Here is a 12,959-nt window from a genome sequence, read left to right on the forward strand (position 1 = left end):
TGGCAAAAAGAAATCTGGACGGCGGCTGTCGATTTCGCCCAGGAGAGTGGTTCTTAGGCTTCGTCGGCGTCGTCTTCGAGTTCAGCGTCGTCGCCGTCGTCAGTCTCGTCGGCACTACCGGTCTCATTGTCTTCGGCCTCAGCAACGGCGTCGCCATTTACCACGTCGGCCTCCTGTTCGTCCGCAACGTCTGCCGCACTCCTACCAGCATCTCGCGGCTCGCTTTCTGGGGCCGTCTCGTCAGGTGTCGTCTCGTCAGGTGTCTTCTGGTTGAGCGTCGTCTCGTCCGCGGCTGGGTCGCTCGCAGTTGGTTCATCTGGCGCTTCGCGCTGGGTGCTGGTCGCTTCGGGTTCGTCGTCTGTTTCGGTCGCACCCGATTCAGCGACTCCTTCAGGGTCGGCTGCGTCGGAACTTTCGGCTTCGGCTTCGTCCGTTTCAGCCGCATCCGTTTCACCCTCGCCCGCTTCGACTTCGCCCGTTTCGCTGTCGTCCGCATCAGCGTCGGTCGCTTCTGCATCGTCGACGAGGTCCGAGTCAGCCTCTAAACTGCCGTCGTCTGACTCACTGGCAGCACTGTCGTCGTCCTGCCATCCCGGTTCGGCCACGTCGACCGGGCGCGCCGCTTCGAGACGCTCGCGGACCGCGTCGCGGTCGATGGTTCCAGAGACCGTTCGCGGAAGTTCCGTCTCCGTTTCGACCAGTCGCGGAATCTTGTAGCCGGCGAGGTGCTCGCGGCAGAAGGCTTCGAGAGCGGTCTCGTCGATGCTGGTCTCGGGGTCGGTCGGAACGACGAGCGCAGAGACGCGCTCGCCCCACTCCGGGTCCGAAATTCCGAGGACGACCGCGTCGTCGATAGCCGGGTACTGACGGAGGACTTCGACGACTTCGCCGGGGTCGACGTTCTCGCCGCCGGTGACGATACGGTCGTCTCTCCTGTTGAGTACGTACAGCAACCCGTCTTCGTCTCGATAGCCGATATCGCCGGTTCGGAGGCCACGGTCGGTGAACGACTCGGCGTTCGCCTCGGGGTTCTGGTAGTACCCTGTGGTGACGGTCGGCCCGGAGACGACGATTTCACCGACCGTTCCCGGTTCGACGGGCGCGCCGTCGTCGTCGACGACCGTGAGGTCGGCGAAGTATAGCGGTCGGCCCACCGTACCGATAGCGTCGAACGCTTCTCGCGGTGTCGCCGTGGCGATTTGCGACGCCGTCTCGGTCATCCCGTAGGTCGGGTAAACGGGCACGGAGTAGTTGCGACAGCGTTCGATGAGGTCGTCGGTGGCGGGTGCGCCGCCGAGCAGGACGACACGAAGCGAGTCCGAGAGCGTCCCACGACTGTCGAGCATCCGGGTGAGCATCGTCGGCACGAGCGAGACACCCGTCACGTCGTACTTCCCGATGTCGTCGGCCGCGCCACCGGCGGCGAACTCCTCGCGGAGGACGACTGTCGTCCCGTAGAGCGGGCTTCGGAGAATCGGCCCGATGCCGCCCATGTGGTGCAACGAGAGCGTCACCATCCACCTGTCGTCCGGCGAGAGACCGAGTCTGAACGCCGAAGCGACGGCGTTCGCCAACAGGTTCCCCATCGAGAGTCGAACCGCTTTCGGCGTTCCCGTGGTCCCCGAGGTGAAAAGCAAAAGCATCGTCTCCGAGAGGCCCCAGCCCGCGGGTGTGATAGATTTCGGAGCGATAGACGAGAGGTTGACGACGCCCTCCCACCGCGGTTCGTCGACCGACGCGACCGGCACGTCTGAGGTCGCTTCCACGGCGACCGCCTCGCTCTCTTCGCCGCAGATGAGCGTCGTAACGTCCGCGATGTCGACGTTACGCTCGACTTCAGTCGCGGTCAGTCGCTCGCTCAGCGGAACCAAGACGGCACCGAGCCGGGTGGCGGCGTGAATCAACCGGACGTACTGGAGGCCGGGTTCGAGAATGACTCCGAGATGGTCGCCCGCTTCGATACCGAGTGCAGCCAGTTGTCCGGCCGTCTCGGTCACGAGCGTATCGAGTTCTCGGAAAGTCAGTGACTCACCCGACGACGCGAGGATAAGCGCTTGGCGGTCCGGCGTCGCGGCGACGCGGTGAGACAGCCAGTCACGCATCGGTCGGGAGAGACCTGCTGTGGTCGAATCGTCGCGGTCGTCTGTCGTCGAATCGTTCGTCATCGTTCACCGTGGATGGGGTTCGCTGGAGGTCGTCCGTGCGGGGATGGTCGTCTGGGGAACGAGCGAAGGTGTGGTCCGACCACAGGGTTAGTGGGAGACGAACTCCACGAGCACGCCGCCGGTCGATTTGGGGTGGAGGAAGGCCACGTCGTGACCCCACGCGCCCGGTCGCGGTTCCTCGTCGATGAGTTCGACACCGGCGTCGCGTGCGGTCGCCAGCGCGGCGTCGATGTCGTCGGTCTCCAGCGCGATGTGGTGGATACCGGCACCCTGTTTGTCGAGGAACTTGGAGATAGCGCCGCCTTCGTGGGGTTCGAGGAGTTCGAAATACCCGTCTTCGAGTTCGAGGAACACGACGGTCATCCCGTCGAACGTCTCCTCGTGGGCGACTGGCGCGTCGAACAGTTCTTCGAACAGCGCTGCCAACCCGGCGGCATCCGGCGTGGCGATGCCGATGTGGTCGAAGTGCATAGGGGACGTTCCACGGGCACAAGGGATAAACCCAGTCGATTCGATGCACCTGTCATGATTGTAACGACAACCGAAACCGTCGCTGGCGAAGAGATAACCGAAACACTGGGTGCAGTTCGCGGGAACACGATTCGCGCCCGCAACGTCGGCCGCGACATCACACAGGGGCTTCGAAACATCGTCGGTGGCGAACTCAAGTCCTACACCGGCCTCATGACCGATGCCCGCACCGAAGCGACAGACCGGATGGTCGAAGAAGCCGAGGAGATGGGTGCGGACGCCGTCGTCGGTGTTCGATACGTCACCTCGGAAGTCGCACAGGGTGCGGCAGAGATTCTGGCCTACGGCACCGCAGTCAAACTCGCTGGAAAGTCCGACGCCAACGAAACCACTGCATGACCCCCGACACCGGCGACGCCAGCATGAGTCGCCGGTTGTGGCGCGTCGCAGTGGCTCCCGAGACTATCGTCGCGTTTGCAGTCCTCGCGCTCGCGTGGCTTCTCGGCTTCGTCGGCGCGCTCCCGAAGGAAGTGTGGGTCGTCGATTTCCCCGCGCTCGCAGTCGCGTTCTTTCTCGACACGCTCGCGTACAACGAATTCGGGGTTCGAGCGAATACGGTGTTCTACCCGGCGCTCGCGTTGGTTGGGTACCTCGAAGCGATGGTCGTCGGGGCGGTTATCAGGTTGCTGCGATAGCCGCAGGACCGCCGACGCAAACGCACTGACGAGTGATTGGCGGAGAGGTTAGGACGTGATTCTGCCGAGCAGCCGGGCCATCTCGTCCGCCATCCACTCGGCGAGTTCTTCGGGGTCCTCGTCGTAGTCCTCGACGAACTTGTCGAAGAACCCCGGGACGCTGAGGAACCAGACGGCCTCGTAGATGGGCCGGCGGTCGTCGTACCCCTCCGGCAGGCCGCCCGCGACCGAGCGATACCCGTCGAAGAGTGCCTCGACACCCCGCTCAGGTGGCTCGGTTCGAAACACGTTGAACTGCTGTTTCTTCGCCCGGTAGAGGTCTCTCGCCGGGTCGCCGACGTGGGAAATCTCCCAGTCGAGAAAGCCGATTCGGTCGTCGAGCCGGAAGCAATTCGGCTGTGCGAGGTCGCCGTGGACCAGTGCTGCGGGGGCGTCGTCGAGGAGAGAGCGATTCTCTTCGACCGCCGCGACGACCTCGTCGAAGTAGTGGTCGAAGCGGTCCGTAGACGCGAGTGCACGAGTGTGTCCAATTGTCTCGACGAGTACGTCAGTCCACGACCCCGTCTCCAGTTCGAGTTGACTCGCGTCCCCACCGGTTATGAGTCCGTGGTCGTCGAACCGCAGTGCGTGAACGCGGGCGAGCGCCGCCCCGGTTTCGTAGGCGAGAGACTCACGGGCTGACTCGGTGGCGTTCCCCCACGGTTCGACGAGAATCTGGCCGGTGACAGGGGCAGTCGCGAGGTACGGAACTGACGCGTCGGCCTCACTCGACAGAATCGTCGGCACGGGAACGTCGGTGTGTGCACCCACGTAGGCGACGACCGCCGACTCGCGGGCGATTCGCACGCCGTGGTCGTGGGCGACCTTGAGGTAGACGACCTCGCCATCGGCGAATTCCACTCGCACCGTGGTGTTCTTCTCGTTCCACGAGATTCCCGCGGGCGCAACGCTGTCGACGTCGCGGCCGGGAAAGGCACGCCCGAGCGCCGTCTCGATTCGGTCGTCCATTGACATCGCTGTCGACTCGGTGACGTACAAAGCTGCTGGAAGTCCGTCGGTTGGGCGGAGACGTGAGGAGGAGGGCCGAAACGCGGGAGATGCTGTTCCGGGGGCGGGAGGCGTGCGTCGCGGGGAGTGTTGGTTTGGGGCCGTGGGATGTGTCGGTGTTCAGTTGCGGGCGGAACTGGTGTTCAGTCGCCGGCCGTACTGGCGACCGTGACCTGAACCGGCAGACCGGGAACGCGGACGTTCACCGAATCGCGCTCGGCGCGGTGGGCCACGACGCGACCGAGGGTGACCAGACCGACGGTCGCGGTCATGGCGACCAGCGACAGCACGGGATAGCTAGCGACGACGACCGCGCCGACGGTAAGCGCCAGCATGATGGCCTGCACCGTGAACGACGGCGCTGGTCGGTGGTGTGTGGGTGGGTAGTCGGAGTCTGTACGAGAGTCGTGGGAGTGTCTTCGTGACATTCGTGTTCTGATGGAGACAGTCGGATGCGATACCGGGGGCTCTCCGGTAAGAGATGCCCCACGACGCGCCAGCCGCGTGGCTACACACCGCTGTGGAGTGACCACGAGAAACGCAGAAGCGGCCGGGCGTGTGACGGGGGGGTCAGAATCCAATAAGAGGCATCGTCAATCCTCGTTACTCGCCACTCGGGGGTGGATAATAAATTTTGTTGGGCGGGCGAAAGTATAATTTATGAAACTAGTTGGCGAACCACACAGAGTGGCCGGTCACGCCATCCCGGGTTCGTATTCGCCGAACTCCTCGCGGAGGACGCCGCAAATCTCACCGACCGTGGCGTAAACTTTGACCGCTTCGACGATTGGCGGCATGAGGTTCTCGTCGCTGTTCGCAGCGGCCCGAACGTCTTCGAGCGCCGCCTCGACGGCCTCGGAGTCGCGTTCTTCCTTCACGGCGTTCAGCGAATCGACCTGCTTTTGCTCTTCTTCTTCGGAGACTTCCTGGACTTCGACGGTCGGTTCCTCGTCGACCTGATACTCGTTGACGCCGACGATGACGCGTTCGCCCGTCTCGATTTCGCGCTGGCGCTCGTAGGCGACGTCCTGAATCTCCCGCTGAATCCACTGGTTTTTGAGGGCTTCGAGCGCACCGCCGCGTTCGTCAACCTCGTCGAGCAGGTCGAACGCCTCTTCCTCGATGTCGTCGGTCAGCGCCTCGACGTAGTAGCTCCCGGCGAGGGGGTCGATAGTGTCGGCCGCGCCCGACTCGTGAGCGAGAATCTGCTGGGTACGCAGCGCCGTCCGAACCGACTGCTCGGTCGGCAGCGACAGCGCCTCGTCTTTTCCGTTCGTGTGTAGCGACTGTGTCCCGCCGAGGACGGCCGCGAGCGCCTGATAGGCGACGCGGACGACGTTGTTCTCGACCTGCTGGGCGGTGAGCGTCGAGCCGCCGGTCTGGGTGTGGAACTTCAACTGCATCGACTTCGGGTTCTCCGCGCCGAAGCGCTCTTCCATAATCTTCGCCCACATGCGGCGGGCGGCGCGGAACTTCGCGACCTCTTCGAGGATGTTGTTGTGCGCGTTGAAGAAAAACGAAAGCTGCGGCGCGAAGTCGTCCACGTCGAGTCCGGCGTCGATTGCGGCCTGCACGTACTCGATTCCGTTGCCGAGCGTGAACGCGACTTCTTGGGCCGCGGTCGACCCCGCCTCGCGGATGTGGTAGCCGGAAATAGAGATGGTGTTGAACTTCGGCGTCTCCTCCGCACAGAACTCGAAGATGTCCGTGATGAGTCGCATCGACTGCTCGGGCGGGTAGATGTAGAGATTCCGCGCGATGTACTCCTTCATGATGTCGTTCTGGATGGTTCCGCGGAGTTGCTCGCGGGGGACGCCCTGTTTGTCGCCGAGGGCGACGTACATCGCCAAGAGCACTGCTGCGGGCGCGTTGATGGTCATCGAGGTCGAGACTTCGCCGAGGTCGATGCCATCGAAGACCGTCTCCATGTCGTGGAGGCTGTCGATGGCGACGCCGGATTTCCCGACTTCACCGGCGGCCATCATCGCATCGGAGTCGTAGCCCATCTGCGTCGGCAGGTCGAAGGCCAGGGAGAGGCCGGACGACCCGTTTTCGATGAGGTAGCGGAATCGCTCGTTGGTCTCGGCGGCCGTCCCGAAGCCGGCGTACTGTCGCATCGTCCACAGCCGGCCGCGGTGCATCGTCGGGTAGACACCGCGCGTGTAGGGTTTCTCGCCGGGGAAGCCGAGGTCCTCCCGATAGTCGAGGTCCACGTCGGCGGGAGTGTACAACCGGTCGACGGTGTTGCCACCCGTGTCCGTCGTAAACTCCTCCTCGCGCTCCCCGAATCGTTCGAGCGTCGGCGACAGCGTCTCCTCCTCCCACTCGGACTTCGCCTCCCGAATCTGTTCGAGTTCGTCGGGGTCAAACATGGTCGAAAATGAGGGTCGCCCTGACTTAAGCGTAGGCGGGTTACGCGTGAACCCTCACTGTCGCCGCAGTCGACACGGGAGTTTGGTTGGAATCGACGACCGAGAGACCGACGCCGACGTAGTCGCCGTCGTCTCGGACCCAGTCGGCCGACCAGAGAACCGGGTCGTCGCTGTGGACACTGAGCGTCGGCTTGCGGTGGTATCGTCGCTCGAAGGCGACGACCGTCTCCCCATCGTCCACGGTGACCGTGTGGCGTTCGCCGCCACCGACGACTGTCGTCTCCTGACCGCGAACGGCCCGCGAGCGAATCAGGTTCCCAAACAGGATGTTCTGGTCTGCGTCCGGGCCTTCCGAGAGTGCCCCATCCGGGGCGACGGTTCCGGCGACGACGCATTCGGTTCCATCAACGCTGACTGCCTGCGACGCGTTTCGGATACGGTTGCCGATGGCCGAAACCCGTTTGGCAGCCTCCGAGATGTGAATCCCGACGTCCCGCGGGTTGCTCACTGCGTTTCCGAGAAGGCTGACGTCGGTCGATTCGACCACAATCCCGTCTCGCCGCGGTCGTGAGACACGGTTTCCCGTGACTACAGCGTCCTCCACGTCGACGACGATACCAGCCCGTCTTGGTCTGGCGACGGTGTTGTTGGCGCAGACGACACCCGACCCGTTCCCGACGAGTTCGATGCCGTGGAGCGAGTAGTCCGAGAGCGTGTTCCCGGTCACAGTCAGGTTCGAGACGTGTCCGGCGACGTAGATGCCCGACCGTCGTTCGTCGAAGGCGGCCTGTCTGCCCACGTTGCCGACGATAGCGACGTTCTCCATTCGGGCTTCGACCCCGAGGTACACGGTTCGCCGATGCGTGCCAGCCGCGACGTTGCCGACGATGGCCACGTTTCCCGGCCCGGGTTCGTCGGTCGGCCCCTGTGACGCACCGACGAACGACCCGTCAGAGTTGTTTCTGCCGACGTTGTTCACGACGGAGACGCTTTCTGCAAACCGTTTTCGACCGTCCGGGTGACGAACTTCCAGCGAGATACACCGGTCGAAGCCGTCGGTGAACTGGTTTCGAGCGACGACGATGTCCCGCCCCGCGACTTGGATACCTCGGTCGCCGATGTCGTGGGTCCGATTGCCGACGAGCGAGACGTTCGACGCCGACTCACGGACACAAAAGCCGCTGCCGCCGGCGTCGTGTTCGTGATAGGGGTGAGTCTTGGTCGCGTAGCAGTCCTCGATAGCGACCGATTCCGCGTCGTCGACGAGGAAGGCGTGACAGCGATGCACCTCGTCGTCCATCGTCGAGTGATTGCCGTGGAAGCCGATACCGCGGATGCGAACGTTGTTGACGCGACGACGGGACCCGACGTGGAAGCCGCCGACGTTTGCGCCATCGGCCGGTTTGACGAGTGTTGCACGCGGTCCCGCCCCGCGGATTGTCACGTCGTCGCGGTCGATACGGAGCCACGTGGACGTTCGATACGTCCCGGGTGCGAGGACGACAGTATCGCCTCTAGAAAGCTCCTCGATTGCGGCTTCGAGTCCGTCGGTGGTCGAGACGATTCGGTCGGCGACGCCGAGAAGCCGGTCAGTTTGGAGTGCCGGTGTCGAAATCGAGAGCCAGTGCCAGCGGCCGCCTGTGGAGACGAACAGTCGGTTCGTGTCGGTCGCGAAGTACCACGTCCCGACTGGTGCCGACGACGGCTTGCCTGCTTCCGGGCCGGACCAGTACGCGGTTACTTCGTGGGCGAGATTTAGTGGGGTAGTCTGTGAGAGGGGTGCGCCACTCGCGGTCGCGACACCCGTCGCCGCCATGAGTTTCAGATACGCTCGTCGGGAGATTCCAGTCGGCCGCTCACCGGAATCAGCCGCGAGACGCCGACCGTCGTCGTCCGGGTGCATAGTAGAATCGTATTTGCGGCGAGTGATAACGTCTATCACAGTCGGGTGAAGGTGTACGTGCAAGACACCCGTGACGACGCGAGTACGACCGGTTTCCGGTAATGACAGCAATTTATCCATCTTGCAGGCCCTCTTTCGGTATGGATATCCTCACCGAACACACCGAGCGGTTCCTCGCGGCGCTCGCGCCCGAGCACGACGCGGTGCAAGCAGAGATGGCGGCGTACGCCTCCAAACACGGCTTCCCAATCGTCGGCCCGGAGGCGGGGAGCGTCCTCCAGTTCCTCGCCGGACTCTCCGGCGGGAAACGGTTGTTCGAGTTCGGGTCGGGGTTCGGCTACTCGGCGACGTGGTTCGCCAAAGGGATGGCAGACGACGCCGAGTTATTCTTGACCGAACACGACCCCGACGAACTCGACATGGCTCGCGACTTCTTCGACCGGGCGGGGCTCGAAGACCAGACGACGTTCCTGGAAGGCGACGCCCTCGAACTCGTCGAGACGGTCGATGGCGAGTTCGACCTCGTGTTGTTCGACCACCAGAAACACCGATACGCCGAGGCGTTCGACCTGGTCAACGACCGCGTGAGCGTCGGCGGCATCGTCGTCGCCGACAACATGATGCGCGGTCCGATAGACTTCGGCGCACTCGTCGAGCGCGTCGAAGGCGAGTCTGACGCACTCACTGGCGTGAACGCCGACACCCGCGGTGTCGCTGCGTATCTCGATGCCGTCCGGGCCGACCCGCGCTACGAGACCATCGTCCTTCCCGTCGGAAACGGCCTCGCAGTTAGTTCCCGCGTGGAGTAGCTCCCCAGCACCGTTTTTCGACGGCCACCGGCGACTCGCGAGGCCGAATCGAGTGTCCGGATATCCGATTGTCCGAACCGATTGTCCGATTATTCCAAACTTATATTAGAAATATGCCATATTGTTGCATAACTATCAATCATTCGTAATATTATAAATAGCTAAACGGGGGTGGTATTTTTGGATATTTGTCATGCAGTTCAATCGGAGGACGTTTCTGCAATCGGTCGTGACCGCGACGGTCGCCGGTAGCTCAGCACTCGAATTCGGGACCACCTCGGCCTCGGCCGCTGCGGGGCCGGGTTGTGAGTCCACGGATAGAATTCCGAAAATCGAGTTCCACTCGGCGTCCAGCCAAGTGACGCCAAACCACGAGGCGCTGGCAGACCCCTCAGTCGTGGCCGTCTGGGCGGAACCGACCGCGACGAACGGGGATGACGACGGAAACGGCGATGCGTATCACTACGACGAGTTGGCACCGCTCCCGCTCGTGTCGGTCGACGGCAGCGTGTACGGGTTCGGCGCGATTCTCCTCCAAGACGACGACATCAACTTCGACTACGGCAACGAAGAGTTCGTGCTCAACGCGTGGGATGCCGAACTCGGCGGGTCCGGCACCGTCCTCTGGGACGAGGGCCACGGGCAGTACTTCACGCTCGACTCGTGTTCGAAGTTCGAATCCTACGCCGAGAACAACGGCTACACCGTCTCTCCGACGACGTCACTTGCGAGTGACCTCTCGAACGCGGACGCCGTCGTCGTCACCACGCCGAGTGAGTCGTTCAGTTCGAGCGAGTTGGGTGCGCTCGCCGAGTTCGTCGCCGACGGTGGCGCACTGTACCTCCACGACCAGTCTGACTACAGTGACTACGACGAGACGGCGAACCTCAACGAAATCGCGTCAGAACTCGACCTCGCGTTCCGATTCAACGACGACGACATCGACGACGACACGAACAACGTCGACGGCGCGTCCTTCGATATCACGACCAGCCAGTACAACACCAACACGTTCGCTCTGTTCGAGGACCGAAGCGGTCTCGGCCTCGACGCTGGCGTCCGATACGAAGCGACGGTCGACAGCGTCGCCGACGGCGACACGGTCGATGTGACGTTGGCTGACGGGACGACCGCCGAACTCCGATTGCTCGGCATCGACACCCCGGAGACGGAACGCAACGCCTCACACGAGAAGGTCGAAGAGTGGGAAGGTATCGAAGACGAAACCCACCTGACTGACTGGGGTGAGAACGCCAAAGAGTACGCCAAACAGGCACTCGGCGGCGCGTCGGTCGAAATCGAGTTCGACCCTAGCGAGGACATCACGGACCCATTCGGCCGACACCTCGCGTACGTCTACTACGACACGACCGGAGACGGAAACGCCGACACGCTGTTCAACCGCGAGATGGTCGAAACGGGATACGCCCGGGTGTACGGGTCGAGTCTGACCAAACACGACGCCTTCTGGAACGCCGAGGCTGACGCGCGAGCGGCCGGGACTGGCGTGTGGCAGGCAAGCGACCCCGCGAACACCGCCGAAGTTCGAGACCGACCCGTCGAGGACGTATTCGTGCCCAACGCTGCGAGTGTCCGCACGACTGCCGGGGCAATCTCGTCGTCGCGCGTCCCTGTCTTCGCCGAGAGCACAGCGACACAGGACCTCCGCGATGGGGTTCAGTACAGCGGCGATATCCCGCTCGTCGGTGTCGACGCCGCGAACCGAACCGCCCTCGTCGGCGGCCTCCCGATAGACGAGTCGTATCGGGCCGACGTCACGGCCTACGAACACGAGGCCTTCCTCACGAACCTCGTCGACTCGCTTTCGGACAGGTGCGGGAAGATTCTCGTCGACGGCGGCCACGGCCAGTTCAACGAATCGCACTCGGTGTCGACCGAAGACGCCGTCGCCTACCAGCGCTACCTCGAAGGACAGGACATCGCGTTCGAACAGGTCAACTCACTGGACGGCAGCGGCGACAACGCGCTTTCGACCGCTCGCGCTGTTCTCATCTCCGCGCCGCGGTCGTGCTTCGCTGCCGACGAAATCGATGCACTGCGGACCTTCGTCCAAAACGGCGGCGCGGTCATCCTGATGGGGAGCGGCGACGGGAAAATCATGCCCGACACGCGCGCGAATCTCAACGACGTGGCCGGGGCACTCGGGACGGACCTCCGACTCAACGGCGACCACGTCTTCGACAGCGACCACAACGTCGGCGGCGACCCGGCGCTCCTGTACACCGGGACCCTCAATACGGCCGCCTTCTCGCTGTGGAGTCCCTACAGCTGAGTGTCGCGCTCGCCGGAGTGTCGACGAGGGATTCACCAGACGGGAGCGACTGGGCGTGTTCGCCACGCTTTTGAGCGCCCACCCCGACCCTTCGGGTATGTTTGGAGGCGGCGGGATGAACCCGCGAAAGATGAAGCAGATGATGAAGCAGATGGGTATCGACGTCACCGAGCTCGACGCCGAGGAAGTCGTCATCAAGACGGCCGACGAAGAGCTCGTCTTCACCGACGCGCAGGTCACGCGCATGGACGCGCAGGGCCAGGAGACCTACCAAATCGTCGGCGAACCCGAGACGCGCGCACTCGGCGCTGGTGACGAGGGCGGCGACGACGACGCAGCCGATGCCGACGCCGGTATCCCGGAAGACGACATCGAAATCGTCGCACAGCGCGCCGGTGCCTCGAAGGACGAGGCCCGCGAAGCACTGGAGGCCGAAGGCGGCGACCTCGCCGCGGCAATCGCGCGACTGGAGTGATACTCCTCGTCCACGGCGACCGGGAGTACCTGCGAGCCCCCGGTGAGGAGCTACACACGGACCTCGGGATGCTGACTGTCCCCGAGGACGTCGAAGCCGGACAGACGCTGGAGACGCACATCGGCGAGGAGTTCCTCGTCCGCGAGCCGCGCGGCCCCGACCTGTTCAACCACTTCGAGCGAACGGGCGCGCCGATGATGCCGCGCGACATCGGTCTCATCGTCGGCCACACCGGCATCGCGGCCGGTGAGCGCGTCCTCGACGCCGGAACCGGCACGGGCGTTCTGTCGGCGTATCTCGGTCGCCTCGACGTCGAGGTGACCACATTCGAACGGAACGCCGACTTCGCAGACGTCGCCCGCGAGAACATGCGACTCGCTGGCGTCGAAGCAAACGTCGACGTTCGAACCGGCGACATCACCGAGGAACTCGACGACCTGCGCGACGAGCAGTTCCACGCGCTCACGCTCGACACGGAGAACGCACCGGAAGTCGTCCGCGAAGCACCGGACCTCCTCTCGACCGGCGGTTACGTCGCCGTCTACTCCCCGTTCGTCGAGGGGACGCGAGCGACGGTCGAAGCCGCCAAAGAGGCCGGTCTCTCGGACATCGAGACGTTCGAGACGATTCAGCGCCAGATGGACTTCGGCGAGCGCGGGTCCCGACCGTCGACGGCCGGTGTCGGACACACGGGCTATCTCGTCTTCGCTCGCAACGAGTAATTCGTCT

At 63.7% G+C, this 12,959-nt stretch carries 12 protein-coding genes; 6 read left to right on the forward strand and 6 right to left on the reverse strand.

Annotated elements, in window-relative coordinates:
* Positions 1-53: 53 nt before the first annotated feature.
* Both menE and mce read right to left on the reverse strand, forming a co-directional pair.
* Positions 54-2,165, reverse strand: coding sequence for an o-succinylbenzoate--CoA ligase (gene menE / locus KU306_RS11740; RefSeq protein ID WP_258302016.1), 2,112 nt, complete (start codon positions 2,163-2,165; stop codon positions 54-56).
* A gap of 87 nt (positions 2,166-2,252) precedes the next feature.
* Positions 2,253-2,636 (reverse strand): methylmalonyl-CoA epimerase, encoded by a 384-nt coding sequence (mce, locus tag KU306_RS11745; RefSeq protein WP_007539919.1) that lies wholly within the window; start codon positions 2,634-2,636, stop codon positions 2,253-2,255.
* Between the two features lie 54 nt (positions 2,637-2,690).
* On the opposite strand from mce, the gene KU306_RS11750 reads away from it, so the two are divergent.
* Both KU306_RS11750 and KU306_RS11755 read left to right on the forward strand, forming a co-directional pair.
* Positions 2,691-3,035 carry a YbjQ family protein gene (locus KU306_RS11750; RefSeq protein WP_007539921.1) on the forward strand — a complete coding sequence of 115 codons (345 nt, stop codon included), beginning with the start codon at positions 2,691-2,693 and terminating at the stop codon, positions 3,033-3,035.
* Complete coding sequence (locus KU306_RS11755; RefSeq protein WP_007539923.1) at positions 3,032-3,331, forward strand: hypothetical protein; 300 nt, start codon at positions 3,032-3,034, stop codon at positions 3,329-3,331. Before KU306_RS11750 ends, KU306_RS11755 begins: the two co-directional genes overlap by 4 nt.
* A gap of 48 nt (positions 3,332-3,379) precedes the next feature.
* Here KU306_RS11755 and KU306_RS11760 read toward each other — a convergent pair whose 3' ends face one another.
* The 4 genes from KU306_RS11760 to KU306_RS11775 all read right to left on the reverse strand — a co-directional run bounded on the left by KU306_RS11760 (position 3,380) and on the right by KU306_RS11775 (position 8,653).
* Positions 3,380-4,339: a phosphotransferase family protein gene (locus KU306_RS11760; protein ID WP_258302017.1), complete on the reverse strand. Its 960-nt coding sequence runs from the start codon at positions 4,337-4,339 to the stop codon at positions 3,380-3,382.
* 182 nt (positions 4,340-4,521) lie between these two features.
* Entirely contained in the window at positions 4,522-4,806 is a 285-nt protein-coding gene (locus KU306_RS11765) for a hypothetical protein (RefSeq protein ID WP_258302018.1), read from the reverse strand.
* A gap of 267 nt (positions 4,807-5,073) precedes the next feature.
* Positions 5,074-6,750: an acyl-CoA mutase large subunit family protein gene (locus KU306_RS11770; protein ID WP_258302019.1), complete on the reverse strand. Its 1,677-nt coding sequence runs from the start codon at positions 6,748-6,750 to the stop codon at positions 5,074-5,076.
* Positions 6,751-6,790: 40 nt separating this feature from the next.
* Entirely contained in the window at positions 6,791-8,653 is a 1,863-nt protein-coding gene (locus tag KU306_RS11775; RefSeq protein ID WP_258302020.1) for a right-handed parallel beta-helix repeat-containing protein, read from the reverse strand.
* Between the two features lie 140 nt (positions 8,654-8,793).
* Between KU306_RS11775 and KU306_RS11780 the strand changes: the two genes are divergently transcribed.
* The 4 genes from KU306_RS11780 (at position 8,794) to KU306_RS11795 (ending at position 12,952) form a co-directional block, all read left to right on the forward strand.
* Positions 8,794-9,462 (forward strand): O-methyltransferase, encoded by a 669-nt coding sequence (locus tag KU306_RS11780; protein WP_007539931.1) that lies wholly within the window; start codon positions 8,794-8,796, stop codon positions 9,460-9,462.
* 193 nt (positions 9,463-9,655) lie between these two features.
* Positions 9,656-11,755 carry a DUF4350 domain-containing protein gene (locus KU306_RS11785; RefSeq protein ID WP_258302021.1) on the forward strand — a complete coding sequence of 700 codons (2,100 nt, stop codon included), beginning with the start codon at positions 9,656-9,658 and terminating at the stop codon, positions 11,753-11,755.
* 97 nt (positions 11,756-11,852) lie between these two features.
* Entirely contained in the window at positions 11,853-12,230 is a 378-nt protein-coding gene (locus KU306_RS11790) for a nascent polypeptide-associated complex protein (RefSeq protein ID WP_007539934.1), read from the forward strand.
* Positions 12,227-12,952 (forward strand): tRNA (adenine-N1)-methyltransferase, encoded by a 726-nt coding sequence (locus KU306_RS11795; RefSeq protein WP_258302022.1) that lies wholly within the window; start codon positions 12,227-12,229, stop codon positions 12,950-12,952. The genes KU306_RS11790 and KU306_RS11795 overlap by 4 nt, the downstream gene beginning before the upstream one ends.
* The last annotated feature ends 7 nt before the right edge of the window (positions 12,953-12,959 follow it).

This window comes from Haloferax larsenii (assembly GCF_024730625.1).
In the GTDB taxonomy this organism is placed as follows: Archaea; Halobacteriota; Halobacteria; order Halobacteriales; family Haloferacaceae; genus Haloferax; species Haloferax larsenii.